Below are 21,376 nucleotides of genomic sequence, written 5' to 3' on the forward strand. Positions count from 1 at the left end.
ATATTTAACCCAGTATAGAGTGACACCATTATTTTTTTTAGAGCAGTAAAGACTCATTCACTTTTAGACAAAAACTAATAATGGTCAACTGTTCACATTGTACCGGTCATCACGAACCCGTGAACTACGCCGTGATGCCCAGTAAACGTTCTGCATTGCGAAATGCGATGGCCTCTTTTTCAGCCTTGTTGACGGGCAGACTGTCTATAAAGGTTTTTACACCGTCCAGGGTCTGATAGGGATAATCGACGGAGAACAGGATCCTTTCTGCCCCCATTAACTCGTAGATAAACTTGAAGTGCGGCAGTGTCAGCATACCTGACGGGGTAACGTAAACGTGTTCCTGGAAGGTTCTCGTTAGCGTGCGTGACAGACCCGTTGCAGCCAGTGGTAGGCTGTCATCAAGACGCTGGAGCCAGAAGGGTAACATCTCCCCCCAGTGGCCACTGATTACCTGCAGGTTGGGATATTTATCAAATGCGCCCGATAACATCAGCCGCAACAAATGGATCCCCGCTTCGTGATGCCAGCCCCAGCCAAACATAGAAAGCCTGGCGTTGACCTCTGCGCTGAAGCCCGTGAAGTAGGCCTGCTGTACGCTTTTAAGCGGTAACCCGGGATGAAGATAGAGTGGCACATTCAGTTTATTAAAGCGGGAAAGCAGGGAGTCATAGTCAGGATGATCGAGAAAGCATGAAGAGGGTCTGCCATTCAGCAGTGCTCCTTTAAATCCTAGTTTTTCAACTGCGCGGACAAGCTCATTTTCAGCATCTTTCGGCTGTGCCCAGGGAAGTGTGGCAAATGCCGCGAAGCGATCCGGGTGATTTCTTACCGCCCCGGCAAGGCGATCGTTTGCCGCCGTATTTAATGTTACCGCTTCATCCTCGGGTGCCAGCTGGGGGAATCCGCCCACAGAGAGTATCTGCAGGGTAATTCCCGCCTCATCCATATCCCTGAGGCGGCGGCTTCCCAAATCAGCGCCTTTCTGGTTTATCAGCGCATTCTTTTCAATCTGCGGCCGGCTTCGGTCAGGATTATGACCATCAGGGACGGTTTTCCCCCAGTCGCCAAGGAAAGGCGCCTGCTCAAGCGCAACGGGCATACACGCTCGCCCTAACTCGCTGTCGAGATAATGTTCTTCGAGGCAAATGATTTTCATATTCTTAGCCTTCATACAAAGCGGTAGAAGTGATGCAGATCAGGAGCGCCCGGAACAGCCCGCTCGTGAGTGACATTCATGACAGCCTGTTCCGGACGGGGTTTACACCATCGGTTTTTCCCAGGCGCCTCGTGTATCCACTCTGGTCTCTGCGGCGAGTTGTTCAAGCAGGCTGATTTCCTCATCGCGTAACTGGATATCTGAAGCGCTGGCGGCGTCCAGAACGTGATGGACTTTAGTCGCACCAACGAGGGGAAGGGTACCTTTCGCAATAGCCCATGCGATGGCTATCTGTGCCACGCTGGCATTCCTTTCGGCTCCCATTTTTTTCATGGCGGCGGTTAGTCTTTCTATCTGCGGCAGTACTGCGTTATAACTTTCGGCCCGGCCACTCCCGGCAGGCATGGGATGATTTGAATCATAACGACCACTGAGCGCGCCTTGCTCCAGGACCATGTAAGCAAAGAACGTGATGTTATTTTGTCGGCAATAATCAAGGATCCCGGCCTCTTCAGAGGCGCGATAAAGCAGGCTGTAGTGATTCTGTACTGCACTGAGGGAATAACCGGAAGCGTTAAGGATTTCGTTGGCGCGTCTGATTTGTGCCAGATTGTGGTTGGAAACACCTACGCGTTTTACCTTACCGCTTTGTAAAAGTGGGATCAGTCCTGGCGTCCATTTTTCGACGTCGAGGGGATTATGGATCCAGTAGATATCAATCGCGTCCACGCCCAGGCGTCCGAGGCTGGCCTCAAGCATATCGCTGACAGGCTGTGCAGACTGCTCGTTCGCAATCTGCGGCGTGAATTTGGTGGATAAAATCATATCCTCGCGGGGGAACTGACGGACTAATGTTCCCAGCGCTGCCTCGGAACTCCCCATGCCATATACTGCTGCGGTATCCCAGAGGTTGAGACCCTTACTCATGGCCGTGATGAACACGTCTGCCATCTGAGTATCAGAAAGATGATTGCCGAAGACGGTGTCGCCACCGGCGAAGCCTGTGCCCCAGGACCATGTGCCGAGCGCGACTGGAGGAAGAGTTTTCATATTCAGCTCCTGAAAAAAGGCCGGAACGTTGCTGACGTAAACCGGCCAAAGAGGGTGAGTAACGATGAAAGACAGATGAATGAATTAAGTTGGCTGGCGGAGGGCATTTAACAGCGCCACACCGACACCGTGCGCTGAAGCGGGATTCTGCCCCGTGATAAGGCGTCCGTCGGTAACCACGTTTTCAGACCAGTTCGGGGCTTCATGATGAAGCGCGCCATGCTCGCGGAGTGCAGTCTCAAGCAGGTAGGGAACCACATCTGTGGTGTGAACTTCTTCCTCTTCCTTGTTGGTAAAGGCCGCCACGTTTTTGCCTTTCACCAGGTATTCGCCGCTGCTGAGCTTTGCGTCAACCAGTGCCGCAGGCCCGTGGCAGACGGCTGAGACAATCCCATCACTTTCATACACTTCGCGGATAATACGCTGGGCATCATGGCTGTCGCGGAAATCCCACATGGTTCCATGCCCGCCCGCAAAGAAAACAGCGCTGTAATCGGAACCGTTCAGCTCAGATAACGCAGGCGTTGTGGCCAGGCGCTGCTGAAAATCGGTTTCGTTCCAGAACCAGGCGTTGACAGAGTCACTGAGGTCAAATCCATCCACCGGCGGCTGTCCCCCGCGAATGCTGGCTATCGTCGTTTTTAGTCCGGCATCTTCCAGTACTTTCAGCGGATGCGTCAGCTCAGCCAGGAAAAAACCGGTTGGTACACCGGATGCGCCTTTAATCGGATGACTGGAAACGACACACAGCACGGGTTTATCTGCAGGTTTCATATCGGGCCTCACTATTTATTTTTAAATTCAGCGGCAAAGAGATTTTCCCAGTTAATAAAGGAGCCAAGCGGAATGCACTCAAAGCTTAATAAGCCAGCTTTTGCCAGCGGGAATTCGGCCATTACGTTCATCGCTTCATCGACAGAGTCACATTCAAGAAAAATAGCGACGCCAGGTCTGTCCTGACGGAAGTAGATGTCGCGGATGAAGCCGGATTTATACAATCCCCAGGCGTGTAGCGCTTCAGCGTTAAGGTGTGGAGCATATTTTTCCAGCGATGCTCCAGGTGCGGGGATATCCAGACATAAAATTCGCATCATAGTCTCCTGAACTCAGGTCGTTGTAGAAAGAGATAAAAGTATAAGAGGCGAATTTCACGAAGATTAGAGGAGCATTGACTTAAGCATCTTTAGACTGTACTTAATAATCAGGCGGAGATTGCTTTAGGAACACATTATGAATAACGCCCTGTATAACCAGATACGGATCTTTCAGAGCATTGCACATGAGGGCAATATTTCGGCAGCCGCAAGAAAACTGGAAATTACGCCTCCCTCCGTCAGCAATGCGCTTAAGCTGCTGGAAGATCATATTGGCCATCCGCTTTTTGTGCGTACGACCCGCCGTATTGAGCTGACGGAAACCGGGCAGCTGTTGCTGGAACAGACCGCTGCGGCGGTGGAGTCGCTGGAAAATTCGCTTGAAAGCATTCGCGACCAGAATCAGGAGCCCTCTGGTATCGTGCGAATCACGCTCTCGCGTTTTGCCTATCTGTTAATTCTTAAGCCTGCAATGGCGAAATTCTGTCAGCAATATCCGGGTATAAAGCTTGAAATTTCGGTTTACGACGGTACCGTGAATGTTATCGAAGAGCGTTTTGATCTTGGGATCCGTTTTGGCGATATCCTCGAAGGTGGGGTGGTGGCGCGGCCGTTAATGAAACCCTTTCGTGAAGGGTTGTATGCATCCTCAGCTTATATCAGCGAGCATGGAATGCCCGAGGTGCCGGCTGACCTCAGTCAACACAAGCTGATTGGCTACCGTTTTATTACTAACAACCGCATCCTTCCGTTGATTCTGAACGATCGCGGAGAGCAGTTGACGGTTGAGATGCCCGGGCAGTTAATCAGCAACGATATTGACGTTATGGCAGACGGGATCCGTAACGGCCTGGGAATCGGACGTTTGTTTGAACCCATCTTGCAGTTACAGCCGGACAGGGAGCGCTTTATACCCGTGATGGAGAGCTACTGGAAAACCTACCCGCCAGTGTATCTCTATTACCCCAAAAACGCGGGCAAAACGAAAAGAGTTAAGGCCCTGATTGATTTTCTGATATCCGCTACGGGACGATAACGCCTCGTTCAGTATGGAGGCGCTATTTCACAACCCCAGCGGCCGGGCCTCCTGTATGAACTCAATCAGAAGGCGAAGCCCGGTCGGCAATTGCCGGCGGCTTGAATAATAGATATGAAAACCTTCCTCCAGCGGGGACCACTCCGTAAGCACCAGGCGGAGCCGTCCATCCTTCACATAGGGTGCAACAAGAGGCTCCGGAAAATACATCAGGCCGGCTCCGCCTAATACGGCCACAAGGCCCGTTTCAGCCTGATTGACCGTCACAGAGCCTGGCACAGTGATTTGGTACGTTTCGCCGTCTCGCTCAAGTTCCCAGCGATAAATCCGATCGTCGCCGAGACGATTGCTTATACAGCGATGGTGTAATAAATCATCAGGATGTTCAGGCGTTCCGTAGCGTTCAAGATAGTCGGGGGATGCTGCGATAACCCAGCGAATATCGGCAGATAAACGCCGGGCAACCATGTCTTCCGGGACGGTGCCACCATAGCGGATACCGGCATCGAAGCCCGCATCAGTGACGTCAACCATACGGTTGCTGGCCACAATATCGATTTCAATATCGGGATAGCGATCCATAAATGCGGGCATAACCGGCGCAAGCAAAAGATTGGCCGCTTCAACGGCAGCATTGATGCGGATACGTCCGCTAGGGGTATTACGATACCGGTTAAGCGATTCAAGCGCGCCTTCTATCTTGTCGAAAGGCTGAAGGACCGACTGAACCAGTTCTTCACCTGCAGCCGTAGGTGTAACGCTCTTGGTCGTGCGATTAAGGAGGCGAACCCCGAGCCGGGTTTCCAGTCCCTTCAGGGCATGACTAAGCGCTGATGCACTGACACCTAATTCAATCGCCGCACGGCTGAAACTGCGATGACGTGCAATAGCCATGAAATAAATGAGATCGGCGACATCAGCTCTGCTTATTTGCATACAGAATCGTTTTCCTTGTGCGTTAAGGCCCGAATGTATTGATACGGAAATGATATACACCATAGACCGATTAGCGCTCATCCGTTGCTGAATTTTTTTCACAAGTCCATCCACTCATCGCCTCTCACTGAACACGTTGTGCTTCGTTATTCTTGAAAATTATGCGCTCTGGCCGTCGGTCAGGGCGGAACATTCACCTAACGGAGCCGTGTATGAACTATACGCATCTTGGCCGCACCGGCCTGAAAGTCAGCCGCCTTTGTCTCGGAACCATGAATTTTGGTGACGTCACCGACGAGAAAACCAGCGCCCGCATTCTGGATGAAGCGCTTGAGGCGGGTATAAATTTCATTGATACAGCAGACGTGTATGGCACTGAACAATCACCCGATATCCAGCAAGGCTCGGGGCTGTCCGAAGAGATCATTGGTCGCTGGCTCCAGCAGGGTGGCCGGCGAGACAGTATCGTTCTGGCGACGAAAGTCTATCAGCCAATGGGGCCAGGTCCGAACGATCGCCGTCTTTCTGCTTACCATATTCGCAAGGCCTGCGAGGACAGTTTGCGACGGCTTAAGACCGACCATATTGACGTCTATCAGATGCATCACATCGATCGCTATACGCCATGGGAAGAGATCTGGCAGGCCATGGAACTCCTTGTTCAGCAGGGAAAAGTGCTTTATATCGGTAGCAGCAATTTCGCGGGCTGGGACATTGCGACTGCGCAGTCAGTTGCCACGGCCCGTCATTCCCTTGGCCTGGCTGCTGAGCAAAGTCTCTACAATCTGACTGCCCGAACTGTTGAGCTGGAGGTCATTCCCGCATGCCGCCATTTTGGCCTGGGACTGATTCCCTGGAGCCCACTTGCAGGAGGGTTGCTTGGTGGCGCACTGAAGAAGATGGCAAGCGGGCGCCGTGCAAGGCCCGCGTTTGCCCGTCTAATTGAACAGCACCGTCCGCAGCTGGAAGCCTACGAAGGATTATGTGAGGACCTCGGCGAAACCCCTTCCGATGTGGCGCTTGCGTGGCTCCTGCAGAATCCTGTCGTTACTGCTCCACTTATAGGGCCTCGTACGGTCGAACAACTCCATCAGGCGCTTCACGCAACGACAATCACGCTATCAGACGACACAATGAGCTGTCTCGACGAAATCTGGCCCGGACCCGGGGGAGAAGCGCCCCAGGCTTATGCCTGGTAATCACCAAATTAATGAATCCTTTCTTCGCTTAAGGGAGTCCCAGTTTATGAGCAAGATGATGCATGACCAGCATTCTGCTTCTGTACCCGCTTCCCGGGATCGTCGCAATTTTCTGATCGCCGGCGCCGGTCTGGCGTTGGCCGCTAGTACTCTTGGCAGTAGCGGAGCAGTGATGGCGAACCCGGCTGGTCAGGACACGTCGAAAGCCCCTTCGGATGCTGTTCCCGTCCAGAAGGAGACCTTAACCACGCGTAAACTCGGCTCGCTGGAGGTATCCAGCATGGGGCTCGGGTGTCTGCCTATGGTGGGGTATTACGGCGGTGGTCCGCGCGATCGTAAAGCCATGGTTTCGCTCATCCGGGCCGCCTTCGAACAAGGCATTACGTTCTTTGATACTGCCGAGGTGTATGGTCCCCATCTCAGTGAAGAATTTGTCGGGGAAGCACTGGCCCCCGTTCGCGATCGTGTGGTGATTGCCACTAAGTTCGGTTTCGGCGTGGAGGAGGGGAAGCCAACCTCCCTCAACAGCCATCCTGACCATATCCGCCGCGCCGTAGAGGGTTCGCTAAAGCGTCTGAAAACGCACCACATCGATCTGCTTTATCAACATCGCCCCGATCCGAATGTGCCGATTGAGGATGTGGCGGAAACCGTGAAGGCGTTGATCCAGGAGGGTAAAGTGAAACACTGGGGATTGTCGGAAGCGAGTGCCAGGACAATCCGCCGCGCACATGCGGTACTCCCTGTGACTGCAGTACAGAGTGAGTATGCCATGTGGTGGCGTGAACCGGAGACGCGGATATTTCCAACGCTCGAAGAGCTGGGTATCGGCTTTGTACCTTACTGCCCGACCGCCCGGAGTTTCCTTGCCGGGGCAGTCAATCCAAGCCAGCGGTTCGACAGCACCGATCGGCGGCATAACCTGCCACGCTTCCAGCCCGATGCACTGGTCAAAAACATGGTGCTGCTTGAATTCGCACAGTCGTGGGCCCGTCGCAAAAACACCACTCCGGTTCAGTTCGCGCTGGCCTGGGTGATGGCGCAGCGGCCCTGGATTGTCCCTATCCCGAGTACGACGCAATATCCGCACCTAATAGAAAACAGCGGTGCACCGCAAGTCCGGTTGACGGACAGTGAGCTACGCGAAATCGATGCGGCGCTTGCCAAAATCCCATTGCAGGGCGGTCGCGCCGATCCGTTTACCGAAAGTCAGTTTGATAAAAATTAATACCTGCTGTCACAGGGAGACTGCAGGTAAAGTCTCCCTCAGTGCTATTGCCGGGGATAAACCACATGAATGGACTAAATCATAACGCGCTTACCCACAGTGCCGTCCCCATACCGCCCTGCGAGCGTTCTCTTCAGACCGTGGAGGCCCAGCCGTACTTCAGCGTTTCAGAGGGGGCGCTTGTGCTTGAAGGGGCTGTGTTCGATCGGAACAATAACCTGCTGTTTGTTGATGTGGTGACGGGACGCGTGTTTAAGCTCACCCCGGAGCGGCAGCTTTCCATTGTACTTAAGGGGAATACATTCGGTGCTTCCGGCCTGGCGGTACACAAGGATGGACGGATCTTTATTGCGTCGGTGGGCGATATGCAGCGAGGTTCAGTCCGGGCTATCGAACCCGACGGCACCCGTGAGCAGATGGTTGTTACTCCTGATGCTGGATTTCTTGTCAACGACCTGGTCTTTGATAATCAGGGCGGATTTTATTTTACTGACAGCCGGGGAAATTCAGCCGATCCACAGGGTGGGGTGTTCTACGTTAGTCCCAACGTCGGGTCAATTCATACCATCCTGCCTGGACTCGCGGTCGGGAACGGCATAGCGATTGACTCCGCCGGCTCTCAGATATGGGCCACAGAACACGCTAAAAACAGGCTTCATCGCGTAAGATTGTCAGACGCCACCACGATTGCCCCCTTTGGTTCGGTTGTTACCTATCAGTTCACCGGGCCGGCTCCAGATGGGGCCCGTGTCGACAGCGAAGGCAATGTATATGTGGCCATCTCAGGCCAGGGGCGCGTCATGGTCTTCAACCGCAACGGACTGCCGATTGGGCAAATTGTGCTGCCTGACCGCGACAAAGGTCGTAACCTTAAATCGACAAGCCTGGCGATTCAACCCGGACATCACGAGTTGTTCATTGTCACCAACAGCGGGAACGAACCTGGTGGAGCGATGATTTTTCGATCGGGCGCATTCGCGCCGGCACCGCTTCCCTTTTCACATCAGTGACCGGGCATGAGTGTCCTGGGGGACCCGGCAACGCCGGGCCAGGGTAGGGCATTAACAGTCCTGTATTGCTGAAGGCGGCGTGAGTGACGGTGGCGTATCCGGAAGCGGGGGAATGATCCCGTCAACGGGGTGCGGCAGATAGTGTGCCTCGAGTTCCATGATTTCGTCATCGCTAAGTGAAAAGTCCAGTGCGCTGATAGCCGTGGAAAGATGTTCTGGTTTCGTCGCGCCGATGATCGGTGCTGTGATGACCGTTTTTGATAGCAACCAGGCAATTGCAACATGGGCTCTTGGCACATGGTGCTTTTCAGCAATGCTTGCAACAACATCAATAACGGGCTTATCCAGAAGGGCTGCGTTCTCATACATTTTTAACGCAAAGGCATCGTTTTGCGTTCGTCGGGAAGTGATACTCCAGTCGCGCGTGAGCCTGCCGCGTGCCATCGGACTCCAGGGGATCACACCAACGCCCTGGTCTTCACACAGGGGCAACATCTCGCGCTCTTCTTCCCGGTAAAGCAGATTGTATTGCGGTTGCATCGTAATAAATCGGGTCCAGCCGTTACGCTCTGCCGTATGCTGCATTTTTGCAAAGCGCCAGGCTTTCATAGATGATGCGCCGATGTAACGTACTTTTCCTGATTTAACGAGGTCATGCAGAGCCTCCATGGTCTCTTCAACAGGCGTGGAGTGGTCAAAGCGGTGAATCTGAAAGAGATCCACATAATCCATACCTAAGCGCATCAGGCTATCGTCAATAGACTGAAAAATGGCTTTGCGGGAAAGAAACCCGGTATTGGGTGAGTTGCGCCACGGAAAGAAGGTCTTTGTCGCCACAACGATCTCATCGCGTCTGGCCATTTCTCTCAGTGCTTTTCCAGCGATCTCTTCAGAACTTCCGCCCGAGTAGATATTCGCGGTATCAAAAAAATTAATGCCAGCTTCAAGAGCCTGACGAATGAGCGGACGTGACGCCTTTTCATCCAGGGACCAGGGTTGAGGCAGACGTTCTGGTTCACCATAGCTCATACAACCGAGACAAAGACGGGAGACTTTTAAACCGCTACGTCCCAGATTCACATACTTCATTCTGTGTTCCTTCCTTTATTGCCAGCAATTCTGTATGTGACAGGGTATTGTACTGGCATGAAGGAAACCAGCATGCGTCATCGAATGGTGTTGTGAGTTTTTTTCACAGATGGGCGTAATATTGTGGCGAACATGACCGGTAGGGTAGTCACATCATCAACTATGAGATGAGTTCTCTGGTTGTTCCTCGATAAATGTAAGATGGAATATGCCATGAACTTAGCGGATGCCCCGTAATTTTTGCGTTATGAAGTCATCGTAAGTCCACAACTAAACTTTGGCAACTGACTGATTCATCGGTAAGTTCCTGAAAGAGAGGAACTCATGAATCTAAGAACAAACCCATCATATTTAACATAATATACATTATGCGCACTAAGGTTAAAGAAGCTAAATTCTAGCGTCCGTCTCAGGCCAATCCCCAATCCGCGAAAGTTACACCACGGCCCAAAATCTGGTGCGGTTCCAGGCGTCTCTCGTACTATTGACCTTCATCTTCCTTACCATAGTAAAGTTTACCGAGTTTAATCAGCGGCCTGCCTTGCGATTTACGGTGCATGTTAGTATCACGCAGTGAATAAACGCAGCCACAGTACTCCTGCTGATAAAACTGTTCGCGCTTGCTGATCTCAATCATGCGCGACGATCCTCCCTGCTTACGCCAGTTGTAATCCCAGTACACCATTCCCGGATAATGCGCGGCGGCGCGCTGTCCGCAGTCGTTAATCTGCTGCATATTTTTCCAGCGGGAAATTCCGAGCGAGCTGCTGATCACGCTGAACCCATTTTCAGCGGCATACAGCGCTGTGCGCTCAAAGCGCATATCAAAGCACATGGTGCACCGAACGCCGCGCTCAGGCTCCCATTCCATACCTTTGGCGCGCTCAAACCAGTTATCGGTATCGTAATCTGCATCGACAAATGGCACGCCATGTTTCTCAGCGAAACGAATATTCTCCTCCTTGCGGATGAGATATTCTTTCTGCGGATGAATATTCGGATTGTAAAAGAAAATGGTGTAATCAATGCCCGACGCCTGAATGGCCTCCATGACCTCACCGGAACAAGGGGCGCAACACGAGTGCAACAACAGTTTATCTGCGCCGTTTGGTAGCTGTAGTTTCGGACGTTCAAAATTAGTCATAGCCATCAGTTATTTGATTCAGGAAATTTATGGTGGCGGACAGTGTAGCATCGAAAAGATTGCTTTAAAAAATGCGATGAGTTTTGTGCTCTCAACGCTCATAAACATCATTGCTGTCCCGCGTGGCCTCCCTTGCCGTGACATGGACATCGTTAAAGTGCAGCCCGTCAACGCCCGAAATCTTACCGAACTCGGTGGCATCAATCGTAATACCTTCCAGCACGAGCCCGGATAACGGACGCTCCGGATACCCTTCGATGAAAAATGCGCGTGAAAAAATGGTATTGGCGGATCGCCGTGCCACGATGTTTTTAATCGTCAGGCAGTTGACCGTAGTAAGCCCGGCTTCTCCCTCGACGCCCTCAGCCAGCTTGCGCCAGTGTTCTGGTTTTTCCGATAAATTGCCCTGGTCGCCATAGCTGTACTGCGGAAACCAGTTCAGCTGGATCAGAACAGGAAAGCGTACGTCCGTAAGTCGCAAATTCTGTACGGTAATATCCCGAATGAACCCGCCTCGGTTGCGGGCAGACTTAATGCGAAATCCAACGCCCGTACCGTTAAACGCATTATCTTCGATCAGGACGCGTTCAATGCCGCCTGAGGTTTCGCTCCCAAGGGTGATCCCGGACCCCTTATTCAGCGTACAGCCGCGAATCACTATATCCCGCGCCGGACGTGCTTTTTGCGCCGCTTCGCGACCCCGTCCTGATTTGATGCAGATATTGTCGTCATTGCAGGAAACGATGCAGCCTTCAACCCGCACCTGTTCACAGGAGTCGATGTCAATTCCGTCGGTGCTCGGCCCCGCAGAATTGCTAATCTGCACGCCCTCAACCGCGATATGGCGCGAATAACAGAGGTGCATGTTCCAGAATCCTGACTCCCGACTGGTGAAGTCACGCAGCAAAATGGTCTGGCTTTCATAAACCAGAACATTACGCGGGCGCTGAGAGTCGTAATCAACCACCCAGCGCAACCCTCTGGCGCTGTAGTCACCGACCATTCCGCTGTGCTCGTCCTCGCCCCAGAAGCGTTGCCACCAGACTGCACCCTGCCCGTCTATCGTGCCCGTACCGATAATGCTGACGTTTTCACAGTTGATGATATTAATGATGCCTGCTGGCCAGCGCATTTCTATGCCGGCTACCCGGGTATCAATCAGCGGATAATCTGCTAAATTCTGGCTTCCCATAAGCCGAGCGCCGGCGTCCAGACGAAGCGATACTCCACTTTTCAGGAACAGCGCTCCGGTCAGAAAATGGCCTTGCGGGATAACGACGACGTCGTTCCGTTGCGCGGTATTGATGGCCTGCTGAATGGCGGAAGTTGACAGGCGTTGCGCGGTTGGATCCGCGCCGAAGGCCAGAATGGAGATCGCTTTCATGGGTTGTCCTTAAACGAATGAAAGCGTTAGTCTAAGAATCAGCGTAACGTATAACCTTTGTCTGTTTGACAGCCCCGCAGCCAGGCTGGCAAAAAAGCGGATATTTACTGGCTTGCGATCACCGCAATGCCCTTTTCTTTCATGGCGTTGACCCAGCGTTCATCCGTTGTATCTTCAACGACCAACGTATTCACCAGCGACAAATCGCCAATCACAAACGCCGAGGCCGTATTGATCTTTTCCGGCGAGGCCAGTACTACCGTTTCTGCCGCTCTGCCGGAAAATGCACGTTTGATGCACGCTTCCTCATAATCTCCTGTAGTCAGCCCGGCCTCGGGATGAACGCCGGTGACGCCCATGAAGAACAGATCTGCATGAATACTGTTGATGCCTTCAATAGCGGCCGCGCCGACCGTGACGATGGAATGTTTATACAAACGGCCGCCAATCAGGATCACTTCTATGCTCGGATGGTCGACCAGCCCCAATGCGATACCCGGGCTGTGCGTCACCACGGTAATCCGTAAATCTGGCGGTAAGAACGTGATCAGTTCTGAGGTGGTCGTCCCGCCATCGACAATCACCACCTGCCCCGACGAAATGAGCTGCGCGCCCCGACGGGCCACGCGTTTCTTGGCATCCATTTTAACGGACTGGCGCTCGGCAAAAGGCGCAATCGCTGAAGATGCCGGAAGCGCGCCGCCGTGGACACGCTGCAAACGCCCTTCTGCCGCCAGTTCGCGCAAATCCCGGCGAATAGTGTCCTCTGACACCGAAAATAAGTGGCTAAGCGCAGTAGACTGAACCTGGCCTTCCGCCTCCAGCTTTTCAAGGATTAACTGTTTACGCTGACTGGTGAGCATTTTTTATTCCTGATATTGCACGATACATCTTGTTTTTGCACGATAGTGCTGCTTATGATGTTTACTCTACGAGAGGAGAGCTAAACGTGCAATCAAAACGTGCAGATATACGCATCATCAACAGCGAAACGTTGTCCGATAACTGGTATAACCTGAAAAAATACACTTTTGACCTCCAGCGCAGCGATGGCGACTGGCAGCGGCAAGAGCGCGAAGTATATGACCGCGGGAATGGCGCGACGATCCTGCTCTATAAACGCGACAGCAAAACGGTCATTCTGACGCGCCAGTTCCGTTTCCCGGTGTTTATCAATGGTCACGAAGAGGATCTCATTGAGGCAGCAGCGGGGTTGCTTGATAACCTGGATCCTGAAAGCCGGATTAAGGCCGAAGCGGAAGAAGAAACCGGGTTCAAGGTGACGCGCGTTGAGAAAATTTTTGAGGCCTACATGAGCCCGGGCTCCGTTACCGAAAAGCTCTATTTCTATCTGGCGGAATATCATCCGCAGGATCGGGCCAGCGCGGGCGGCGGCGTTAAGGCCGAGGGGGAAGATATCGACGTGCTGGAAATGACGCTGGATGACGCGCTACGGGGCATTGAGAACGGCCAGATTGTCGACGGTAAAACCATCATGCTGCTTTATCACGTAGCCCTGAAAGGCATTTTATAATCTCACGGTCATCCAGAAACCTGCCACGGCGCAGGTTTCTGCCTGTGCTATTCTTGCTGAACACCTCAACATGGAGATGCGAAAATGGCCGACTGGGATCCCTCTCTTTATCTTCAGTACAGCGCAGAGCGCACGCGTCCCGCCGCTGAGTTACTCGCCAGAATACCTCTTGCAGACGTAACGTCTGCCGTGGATCTGGGCTGCGGGCCGGGTAACAGCACGGCACTGCTGAAACAGCGTTGGCCTACAGCGCAGATCGCGGGCGTGGATAACTCCCCTGCCATGCTGGATGAAGCCCGACTGGCTCTGCCAGACTGTCAGTTTATTGAAGCGGATATTCGTCACTACAAACCTGAACAGCCTCTTAGCCTGATCTACGCCAACGCCTCCCTGCAATGGATCCCGGACCATTATCACCTTCTGCCACATCTGGTTTCACTGCTTCAGCTAAACGGCGTGCTGGCGGTGCAAATGCCCGACAACTGGCTTGAGCCGACGCACGCCCTGATGCGTGAAGTCGCAGCGGAACAGGGCTACCCCGATCGTGGCCGCGAGCCGTTGCCGGGCATCCATGCCTACTACGATATTTTGACCGAAGCGGGATGCGACGTGGATATCTGGCGCACCACCTACTTCCATCAGATGAGTTCTCATCAGGCGATCATTGACTGGGTCAGCGCAACGGGGTTAAGGCCGTGGTTGCAGGATCTCAACGAGAACGAGCAGAAAAACTTTCTGAAACGCTATCATGAACGGCTGGTAGAGCAGTATCCGCTCCAGGAGAACGGGCAGATACTGCTGGCCTTTCCACGCCTGTTTATGGTTGCTCAGCGGGCACCCTGAGCCGAATCAGGAACGCGCCTCCTTGAGCAGCTGTTGTATAACGGCCTCCTGCTTGTCGTAGTGACCTTCGCCGAACGAGGTGTAACGCAGTTGCCCATTCGCATCGAAAAAGTAATGCGCCGGCCAGTACTGATTTCCGAACGCGCTCCAGATTTTATAGTTATTATCCGTCACTACGCGGTACGGCAGCTGCCATTTGTTGACCGCGTTTTTCACCGATGATAACGGCTTTTCCCATGGATATTCCGGGGTGTGGACGCCAATCACCACCAGGCCTTCAGACTGGTATTTCTTCGCCCAGTCACGTACGTGCGGGAGCGTATGCTGGCAGTTAATGCAGTCCCACGTCCAGAAATCAATAAGCACCACTTTCCCCCGCAGGGATGCAGACGTGACAGGGTCACCGTTTATCCAGCCCGTACCGCCGTCCAGCGACGGCAGCTGGCTGCTCGGCACCGCGTCAGCCACCGGTTGTAGTTTCACCTGCGTGGAGGCTGGTTGCGCAAGGTTCAACAGGGCGTTTTCCAGACGGTCGGCAATGCCGTTAGCTCCTTTTAGCGACGAAGTCATTCCGGAGGCGTTAAAGGCCACGGCGGCTAACATCATTACCCCTGCGCCCTGACGCAGACGCGTCATCAACGCGGATTTTGCCCTCAGAGGGGTAATCAGCTTACGCCCCCCGATGACAAGCAGCCCCAGCATTAGCGCGCATCCTCCGCCGTAAGCGGCTAACAGCGCGCCGGTTGCAATGGCCGAGTGACCCGCAATATTGATGCTGAATATTGCCCCGAGAATCGGTCCGGCACAGGGAGACCACAGGAGTCCTACGGACAGCCCTGCCAGAAATGCCGACAGCATGCCGCGCGTCTGTGCGCTTCGGGTGTTTAGCACGTTCCCGACGCTGACCGCCGGGCTGGCAATCCGTTGTGCGAACGGTGGAAAAATGAGGGCCAGTGCGGCGATGCCCAGCACCAGAAGCGCAATCCAGCGGGCGATCACGGTAGCGTCGGCGATCCACTCGCTGGCAACCGTGACCACCATCGCCACCGACGTAAACATCACAATCATTCCCCCGAGTAGCGCCAGAATGTGTTTGCGCTGCCCCTGGAAACCGGCGAACAGCAGAGGAATGACGGGAAGCGTACACGGGCTGAGCAGGCTAATCATGCCGCCCAAAAAAGCAATTATCAGAAACATAAGGACCTCACAATACCGTTGCTGCGAAGGTGCAGTGAGGTCATTTCACCGTAAGAATGTGTTCAGGCTGTGTGCTAAAAGCTGCATTTCGTCTGCCCGTGTATCGGCGCGGCATGCAGATACACAGGAGTACAATTAACCGCGCGGAAGGGTCACGCTGACGGCCAGCCCGCCCTCGTTACGGTTTGCAAGATGCAGTTTCCCGTTAAGCTGGGCGGTGAGCTGCGCGGCAATCGCGAGGCCTAATCCGGTGCCGCCCGTATCGCGGTTGCGCGACGTTTCAACCCGATAAAACGGCTGTAACACGGCCTCCAGTTCAGCCTCAGGAATGCCGGGGCCGTCATCCAGAATGCGGATCGCCACCTGATTTTCATCCGCATCAATGTCTATTACCGCGCTATCACCAAACTTCAGCGCATTATCCAGCAGATTGGTCATCACCCGACGCAAGGCCTGCGGGCGGGTAACGATAGGCAGACGCGTAGCGGGTGCATGAAACTGCACGTTTTTACCGATGTCTTGATAATCACTGGCGATGCTGTTAACCCACGCATTCAGTTCCAGCTTCAGCATGGTCTCTTCAAGGGATTCTGATGAACGGGCATAGGCAATACCCTCCCGTACCAGGCGCGACATATTATCGAGGTCACTCATCAACTTATCGCGCAGCTCGGGCCGATCCGCCATTTCGACCCGCAGCTTCATGCGTGTGATGGGTGTCTGGAGATCGTGAGAAATGGATGCCAGAATTTGCGCGCGTTCACGCAGGTAAGTCTGTATCCTCGACTGCATCTCATTAAACGCATGCGCCGCCTGACGCACCTCAATCGGTCCTTTTTCAGTCATGGGTGAATGGGCCGCAGGATCGAGCGAGTCAACCGCACGCGTGAATTGCAGGAACGGATGGACAACCTGGCGCACGGCAATCCAGGAACAAAGCGCGACAAGTAACAGCTGAAGAACCAGCACCACGGGTAACCAGCTGGCGACGGGTGGCATACGCGGGATCAGATCGATGGTGAGCGGTGCCCCATCGCGGAGCGTCAGATGGGCCTGAATATGGGAGATCGGCCCCGGAACCGCCGTGAACTGGAGCGGATATTGGGCAGAAAGCGCCACTTTAAGGGTATGAACCGCGTCCCGCGAGCGTTTATCCGCTGGCGCGGCGCCGGCCTCACCGGGGCCAAGGATGTAACGATAATTCCCCCTGCTGAGCCGTTCCAGCCACTTCGGCCGCTCTTCGGCGGGAAGTCGGTCGAGAATGGCCACGCTGGTGGCAACGTCATTTTCAAGGTTGCCCAGCATAACCGTGCGCGCGCTGTGCATTCGCTCAACCATAACCAGCGTCAGGCTGAGTGCGTTAGCCAGCAATAGCCCAAGCAGCACAATGATCAGCAGCCGGGCCAGTAATGTTTTGGGCCACAGCGTCATTCATTGGCCTCAACGATGGTCACCGGCATGGTAAACACGTAGCCTTCACTGCGTACGGTTTTTATGTAGGCCGGCGTGCGGGCATCCTCATTCAGGCGCTGCCGCACGCGGCTCACCAGAAGATCAATCGAACGCTCAAACAGCTCGGCATCGCGTCCCTGTGTCAGGTTCAGCAGCTGATCGCGGGTTAACACCCGCTGAGGATGATCGAGGAACACGCGCAGGAGCCGGTATTCTGCGCCGCTTAGCGCCACGATCATCCCCTCATTATCGATCAGATGACGCGCCACGGTATCCAGCTGCCATTCGCCGAACACCACCAGGCGCCCTGCCTCGGTCACCTGAAGATTAGGCGGCATGGTGCGAAACCGACGCAGGATGGCTTTGATGCGCGCCAACAGTTCGCGGGCCACAAACGGTTTTACCACGTAATCGTCTGCGCCCATCTCCAGCCCCAGGATCCGGTCCGTGTCCTCGTTGCGCGCGGTAAGCATCAGGATCGGCAGATCCTTATGCTTGCTGCTGCGCAGCTGTCGGCACAGCGTCAGACCGTCATCGCCGGGCATCATCACGTCCAGCACCACCAGGTCGATATGCTGTTTGTCGAGCATCACGCGCATCTCTTTCCCGTTCGCCGCGCCAGAGGCGTGATAACCGGATTTCACGAGGTAATCGACAATCAGTTCACGAATATCCCTGTCGTCATCGACGACAAGGATGCGATCAATATGCTCCACCGCAGGCTCCTGATTAAGAGGTAACGGATTGAAAATAGCACATGTCAGAGCTTATCCGCGTCGACAACCGCTTTAACAAAGTCCTGCGGATCTTCCTGCGGCGGGTTGTGGCCAACCGTCGCGCCAAAAGTGCGGTGCTCATATTTCCCGGTAAATTTTCCGGCATAGGCCGCAGGTGCCGGATGTGGAGCTCCGTTGTTACCGCCCTCAATGGTGATGGTCGGCACCGTAATATTCGGCAACGCGGCGAGCTTTTGTTCATAGGCGTCATATTTCTGCTCACCCTTCTCCAGCCCCAGACGCCAGCGGTAATTACTGAGCGTGACGGCAACGTGGTCCGGATTATCGAGGGATTTGGCGCTGGTATTGAAGGTGGCATCGCTGAATGTCCAGTCAGGCGAAGCCTGGGACCAGATCAGGCGGGCAAAATCGTGCGTATTTTTAGCATAGCCTTCAGCACCGCGCGGCGTGGCGAAGTAGAACTGATACCACCACTGTACCTCCGCTTTCGGCGGTAAAGGTTGTTGACCAATCGCCTGGCTGCTAATCAGGTAGCCGCTCACCGAGACCAGAGATTTCACGCGCTCCGGCCAAAGCGCCGCAACGATATCCGCCGTACGTGCACCCCAGTCATAACCGGCAAACACCGCCTGTTTGATATCCAGGGCATCCATCAGGTTGACGATGTCTTTCGCCATTGCCGAAGGCTGGCCGTTACGCGGTGTTTTATCAGAAATAAATCGCGTGGTGCCGTAACCGCGCAGTGACGGCACAATGACACGATACCCCTTGGCGGCCAGCGCGGGGGCAACTTCCGCGTAACTGTGAATATCGTACGGCCAGCCATGCAGCAGGATCACCGGTTGCCCGTCTTTCGGCCCGATATCGACATAACCGACGTTCAGATCGCCGGCGTTAATTTGTTTTACCTGGTTAAAAGCCGACGAGTAATCCTTACCCATCGCTTCTGCCTGACAGGACATTACGGTGCCAAGCGAAACGGTCAATGCGACTGCTGAATAGGCGAGTTTGTTAAGCATGATGTTATCTCCGGGTGAGTTCAGTTGACGGAGATATAACACCATGGGTTTGTATAGGGGATGTGTGCGGATGAGGTTTTATTGCATACCCGTGTATGTCTCTCAGGCGCAGATACAGTGTGATACAAATCGGGTTAAAAGGTGATTCGGTAACGGACGTAATCGTCGAGGCTTTACCTGCCCCTGCGTCACGTTCGGCAGCATCAGCTAACAGATCTTCCAGATAGGGGTAAGTTTGGATATCGAACAATGTATTTCATCTATTTTTCAATCGGTTCACCAAGTTAACGCCCCATCGGGTTACCGCTATTAATACAATCAACGCAATAAGAAACCTTGATACAACCCCCGATCGTGATGCTTCGGCAAACTCAAGAACATCAGCGTATTTCAAAAGGGTAAAGGCGATAATGAAAAAAAGAAGGTAAATGAGGAAATTAAAGAATTGCTTCATATTAGACCCGTATGCTCGTTAAGTTTAACTTTATGGAAACATGACCACTTAGAATCATCATTAAACATCAATGAAGCGTTTGCACTACTACCTTAGAATCAAAAAAATGCACTACATCCGTTCAGAATGTCATTAAGATAAAAATACCAGAACCCAAACAAAAGCATAACGCTCAAATATGGAGATCACCGGATGACGATACCCACGCTGACGACAGCACGCCTATTGCTTAAACCCCTCGTTGCCGCCGATGCCGTTCAGATCCAGCAGCGTTATCCACGCTGGGAAATTGTTCGCTATATGGTGGCTTCCGTTCCCTGGCCCTATCCGGACGACGGTGCTGAAAGCTATGTCAACAACGTTGCGCTGCCCGATATGGCCAAAGGTAAAGCGTGGTTCTGGACGATTCGCCGTCGCGAAGCGCCTGATGAACTGATGGGATTAATTTGCCTGTACGACGTGGAAGACAACAACCGGGGCTTCTGGCTCTCGCCGGAATTTCAGGGACAGGGATATATGCGGGAGGCGAGTATTGCGGCCACGGATTATTGGTTCAATACGCTTAACAAACCGGTGCTACGTGCGCCGAAAGCGGCTGCCAATAGCCGCTCCCGACGTATTTCAGACAGTAGCGGCATGCGGCTCATCAGAACAGAAAAAAAAGCCTACGTCAGCGGCGTGCTGGACTCGGAACTGTGGGAAATCACCCGCGACGAGTGGAATGCCCGTCAGGTCAGCTGATAATGCTTATCCGGCATCAGCCTTTCAGGGATGTTCTCTTCATCGTTCATCTGCAATAGATCGCGCTCCATCATGTTGCAGATGGCATCCAGCGGCAGGTCGTTATCTTCAGTCCCAAACGGATCTTCCAGCTCTTCCGCCAGGGTATCCAGCGAGATAAAGGTGTACGAAATCAGCGCGGAGACGAACGGCGTCATGTAATGCAGATCAACAACCAGCGCAAACGGCAGCATGATGCAGAACAGATACACCGTTCGGTGCAGGATCAGCGTATAGGCAAACGGGACGGGCGTATTGGCGATACGCTCGCAGCCGGCCAGCACGATGGACATATCGTTCAGGCGGTTGTTCAGGCTGTGAAACAGGATGTCTGAGAGGTGCCCGCTACGCCGACGTACGGCCAGCCACTCCCCCATTATCAGCAGGATACGGTTCGCCGGGGAGTTGGCGTCCATCACCTTACGTAAATCGTCCGGAGACAGATAGCGAGAAAGCCGCTCGGCATTGATTTCTTTGCGCAGAGTCATGCGCAGACAGTTAGCAAAAGCGATTTGCAGGCGGACAAACTCTCCGAGATGTTTATCATCCGGTAAGGTGTTTTTTACCTCGCGAAACAGCGAGCGCGCCGCTATCATCAACTGCCCCCAAAGCAGACGAGCCTCAACGTAGCGCGAATAGCAGGCGTTGTTCCGAAAACCAAGGAAGATAGCGATAGCCACGCCCAGAATGCTGAACGGCGCGACGGTAAACCGGATGCCCAGCGAGGTATACCACGGCAGCATGACAATCACGGCGATGGAAAGCAGGAAGTTAAGCAGCAGTCGGGTATAAATTTTGGGTAGTACCGAACCATGCCAGACAAAAATCAGTTGCAGCCAGTGCTGTTGAGGACGAACAATCATAATCAGCTTCAGAAAAGTAAAGAGCGCGGCTATTAAACGTGATCCCCGTCACGGTTGCAAGCATGTTAACAACTCATTGCATTTTCTCACCTGATTAGCCTAAATCGCACGGTGCTGCATGTGATTTAAAAAAAAGAAGCTATAGTATGTTGTAACTAAAGAGGCTTG

21 protein-coding genes are annotated in these 21,376 nt (G+C 53.5%); 7 read left to right on the forward strand and 14 right to left on the reverse strand.

Annotation, left to right across the window (positions count from 1 at the left end):
* Positions 1-124 precede the first annotated feature (124 nt).
* The 4 genes from A3466_RS15525 to A3466_RS15540 form a co-directional block, all read right to left on the reverse strand.
* Positions 125-1,159 (reverse strand): amidohydrolase family protein, encoded by a 1,035-nt coding sequence (locus tag A3466_RS15525; RefSeq protein ID WP_063451305.1) that lies wholly within the window; start codon positions 1,157-1,159, stop codon positions 125-127.
* Between the two features lie 102 nt (positions 1,160-1,261).
* Complete coding sequence (locus A3466_RS15530) at positions 1,262-2,209, reverse strand: aldo/keto reductase (RefSeq protein WP_063451306.1); 948 nt, start codon at positions 2,207-2,209, stop codon at positions 1,262-1,264.
* An 84-nt stretch (positions 2,210-2,293) separates the two neighbouring features.
* The gene (locus A3466_RS15535) at positions 2,294-2,983 is read right to left on the reverse strand and encodes a type 1 glutamine amidotransferase domain-containing protein (protein WP_015705388.1); all 690 of its coding nucleotides are present in this window, start codon (positions 2,981-2,983) and stop codon (positions 2,294-2,296) included.
* 11 nt (positions 2,984-2,994) lie between these two features.
* Complete coding sequence (locus A3466_RS15540) at positions 2,995-3,300, reverse strand: hypothetical protein (protein WP_045910563.1); 306 nt, start codon at positions 3,298-3,300, stop codon at positions 2,995-2,997.
* Between the two features lie 139 nt (positions 3,301-3,439).
* On the opposite strand from A3466_RS15540, the gene A3466_RS15545 reads away from it, so the two are divergent.
* Complete coding sequence (locus A3466_RS15545) at positions 3,440-4,339, forward strand: LysR family transcriptional regulator (RefSeq protein WP_063451307.1); 900 nt, start codon at positions 3,440-3,442, stop codon at positions 4,337-4,339.
* Between the two features lie 27 nt (positions 4,340-4,366).
* Here A3466_RS15545 and A3466_RS15550 read toward each other — a convergent pair whose 3' ends face one another.
* Positions 4,367-5,275, reverse strand: a complete 909-nt coding sequence (locus tag A3466_RS15550; protein WP_063451308.1) for a LysR family transcriptional regulator — start codon at positions 5,273-5,275, stop codon at positions 4,367-4,369.
* 212 nt (positions 5,276-5,487) lie between these two features.
* Here A3466_RS15550 and A3466_RS15555 point away from each other — a divergent pair, with 212 nt between their 5' ends.
* The 3 genes from A3466_RS15555 to A3466_RS15565 all read left to right on the forward strand — a co-directional run bounded on the left by A3466_RS15555 (position 5,488) and on the right by A3466_RS15565 (position 8,712).
* Complete coding sequence (locus tag A3466_RS15555) at positions 5,488-6,474, forward strand: aldo/keto reductase (RefSeq protein ID WP_063451309.1); 987 nt, start codon at positions 5,488-5,490, stop codon at positions 6,472-6,474.
* A gap of 46 nt (positions 6,475-6,520) precedes the next feature.
* Entirely contained in the window at positions 6,521-7,702 is a 1,182-nt protein-coding gene (locus A3466_RS15560; protein ID WP_063451310.1) for an aldo/keto reductase, read from the forward strand.
* Positions 7,703-7,767: 65 nt separating this feature from the next.
* Entirely contained in the window at positions 7,768-8,712 is a 945-nt protein-coding gene (locus A3466_RS15565; protein WP_063451311.1) for an SMP-30/gluconolactonase/LRE family protein, read from the forward strand.
* Positions 8,713-8,763: 51 nt separating this feature from the next.
* Here the strand turns inward: A3466_RS15565 and A3466_RS15570 are convergent, their stop codons facing one another.
* The 4 genes from A3466_RS15570 to A3466_RS15585 form a co-directional block, all read right to left on the reverse strand.
* Positions 8,764-9,801, reverse strand: a complete 1,038-nt coding sequence (locus tag A3466_RS15570; protein WP_063451312.1) for an aldo/keto reductase — start codon at positions 9,799-9,801, stop codon at positions 8,764-8,766.
* Positions 9,802-10,282: 481 nt separating this feature from the next.
* A complete protein-coding gene (locus tag A3466_RS15575) occupies positions 10,283-10,945 on the reverse strand; it encodes an epoxyqueuosine reductase QueH (RefSeq protein ID WP_369750619.1) in 663 nt (220 codons plus the stop codon).
* 91 nt (positions 10,946-11,036) lie between these two features.
* Entirely contained in the window at positions 11,037-12,329 is a 1,293-nt protein-coding gene (locus A3466_RS15580; protein ID WP_063451314.1) for a glycoside hydrolase family 28 protein, read from the reverse strand.
* Positions 12,330-12,433: 104 nt separating this feature from the next.
* Positions 12,434-13,192: a DeoR/GlpR family DNA-binding transcription regulator gene (locus tag A3466_RS15585; protein ID WP_063451315.1), complete on the reverse strand. Its 759-nt coding sequence runs from the start codon at positions 13,190-13,192 to the stop codon at positions 12,434-12,436.
* Positions 13,193-13,278: 86 nt separating this feature from the next.
* Here A3466_RS15585 and A3466_RS15590 point away from each other — a divergent pair, with 86 nt between their 5' ends.
* A complete protein-coding gene (locus A3466_RS15590) occupies positions 13,279-13,863 on the forward strand; it encodes a GDP-mannose pyrophosphatase (protein ID WP_063451316.1) in 585 nt (194 codons plus the stop codon).
* An 84-nt stretch (positions 13,864-13,947) separates the two neighbouring features.
* Complete coding sequence (gene tam, locus A3466_RS15595; RefSeq protein WP_063451317.1) at positions 13,948-14,706, forward strand: trans-aconitate 2-methyltransferase; 759 nt, start codon at positions 13,948-13,950, stop codon at positions 14,704-14,706.
* A gap of 6 nt (positions 14,707-14,712) precedes the next feature.
* Here the strand turns inward: tam and A3466_RS15600 are convergent, their stop codons facing one another.
* The 4 genes from A3466_RS15600 to A3466_RS15615 all read right to left on the reverse strand — a co-directional run bounded on the left by A3466_RS15600 (position 14,713) and on the right by A3466_RS15615 (position 19,111).
* Positions 14,713-15,903, reverse strand: coding sequence for a cytochrome c biogenesis protein/redoxin (locus tag A3466_RS15600; protein WP_063451318.1), 1,191 nt, complete (start codon positions 15,901-15,903; stop codon positions 14,713-14,715).
* Positions 15,904-16,038: 135 nt separating this feature from the next.
* The gene (locus A3466_RS15605; protein ID WP_063451319.1) at positions 16,039-17,334 is read right to left on the reverse strand and encodes an ATP-binding protein; all 1,296 of its coding nucleotides are present in this window, start codon (positions 17,332-17,334) and stop codon (positions 16,039-16,041) included.
* Positions 17,331-18,071: a response regulator gene (locus A3466_RS15610; protein ID WP_063451320.1), complete on the reverse strand. Its 741-nt coding sequence runs from the start codon at positions 18,069-18,071 to the stop codon at positions 17,331-17,333. The genes A3466_RS15605 and A3466_RS15610 overlap by 4 nt, the downstream gene beginning before the upstream one ends.
* 44 nt (positions 18,072-18,115) lie before the next feature.
* A complete protein-coding gene (locus A3466_RS15615; RefSeq protein WP_063451321.1) occupies positions 18,116-19,111 on the reverse strand; it encodes an alpha/beta fold hydrolase in 996 nt (331 codons plus the stop codon).
* 646 nt (positions 19,112-19,757) lie between these two features.
* Between A3466_RS15615 and A3466_RS15625 the strand changes: the two genes are divergently transcribed.
* Positions 19,758-20,306 (forward strand): GNAT family N-acetyltransferase, encoded by a 549-nt coding sequence (locus A3466_RS15625; RefSeq protein ID WP_063451323.1) that lies wholly within the window; start codon positions 19,758-19,760, stop codon positions 20,304-20,306.
* Here the strand turns inward: A3466_RS15625 and A3466_RS15630 are convergent.
* A complete protein-coding gene (locus A3466_RS15630) occupies positions 20,294-21,208 on the reverse strand; it encodes a bestrophin family protein (protein ID WP_063451324.1) in 915 nt (304 codons plus the stop codon). The two genes, A3466_RS15625 and A3466_RS15630, sit on opposite strands and share 13 nt — an antisense overlap.
* Positions 21,209-21,376 lie beyond the last annotated feature (168 nt).

Origin of the sequence: Enterobacter genomosp. S (genome assembly GCF_001631805.1) — a bacterium.
Lineage (GTDB): Bacteria > Pseudomonadota > Gammaproteobacteria > Enterobacterales > Enterobacteriaceae > Enterobacter > Enterobacter quasihormaechei.

Coding starts and splice junctions, on each gene's coding strand:
- A3466_RS15525 (WP_063451305.1), bottom strand. CDS start 1,159: ATGAAAATCATTTGCCTCGAAGAACATTATCTCGACAGCGAGTTAGGG.
- A3466_RS15530 (WP_063451306.1), bottom strand. CDS start 2,209: ATGAAAACTCTTCCTCCAGTCGCGCTCGGCACATGGTCCTGGGGCACA.
- A3466_RS15535 (WP_015705388.1), bottom strand. CDS start 2,983: ATGAAACCTGCAGATAAACCCGTGCTGTGTGTCGTTTCCAGTCATCCG.
- A3466_RS15540 (WP_045910563.1), bottom strand. CDS start 3,300: ATGCGAATTTTATGTCTGGATATCCCCGCACCTGGAGCATCGCTGGAA.
- A3466_RS15545 (WP_063451307.1), top strand. CDS start 3,440: ATGAATAACGCCCTGTATAACCAGATACGGATCTTTCAGAGCATTGCA.
- A3466_RS15550 (WP_063451308.1), bottom strand. CDS start 5,275: ATGCAAATAAGCAGAGCTGATGTCGCCGATCTCATTTATTTCATGGCT.
- A3466_RS15555 (WP_063451309.1), top strand. CDS start 5,488: ATGAACTATACGCATCTTGGCCGCACCGGCCTGAAAGTCAGCCGCCTT.
- A3466_RS15560 (WP_063451310.1), top strand. CDS start 6,521: ATGAGCAAGATGATGCATGACCAGCATTCTGCTTCTGTACCCGCTTCC.
- A3466_RS15565 (WP_063451311.1), top strand. CDS start 7,768: ATGAATGGACTAAATCATAACGCGCTTACCCACAGTGCCGTCCCCATA.
- A3466_RS15570 (WP_063451312.1), bottom strand. CDS start 9,801: ATGAAGTATGTGAATCTGGGACGTAGCGGTTTAAAAGTCTCCCGTCTT.
- A3466_RS15575 (WP_369750619.1), bottom strand. CDS start 10,945: ATGACTAATTTTGAACGTCCGAAACTACAGCTACCAAACGGCGCAGAT.
- A3466_RS15580 (WP_063451314.1), bottom strand. CDS start 12,329: ATGAAAGCGATCTCCATTCTGGCCTTCGGCGCGGATCCAACCGCGCAA.
- A3466_RS15585 (WP_063451315.1), bottom strand. CDS start 13,192: ATGCTCACCAGTCAGCGTAAACAGTTAATCCTTGAAAAGCTGGAGGCG.
- tam (WP_063451317.1), top strand. CDS start 13,948: ATGGCCGACTGGGATCCCTCTCTTTATCTTCAGTACAGCGCAGAGCGC.
- A3466_RS15600 (WP_063451318.1), bottom strand. CDS start 15,903: ATGTTTCTGATAATTGCTTTTTTGGGCGGCATGATTAGCCTGCTCAGC.
- A3466_RS15605 (WP_063451319.1), bottom strand. CDS start 17,334: ATGACGCTGTGGCCCAAAACATTACTGGCCCGGCTGCTGATCATTGTG.
- A3466_RS15615 (WP_063451321.1), bottom strand. CDS start 19,111: ATGCTTAACAAACTCGCCTATTCAGCAGTCGCATTGACCGTTTCGCTT.
- A3466_RS15625 (WP_063451323.1), top strand. CDS start 19,758: ATGACGATACCCACGCTGACGACAGCACGCCTATTGCTTAAACCCCTC.
- A3466_RS15630 (WP_063451324.1), bottom strand. CDS start 21,208: ATGATTGTTCGTCCTCAACAGCACTGGCTGCAACTGATTTTTGTCTGG.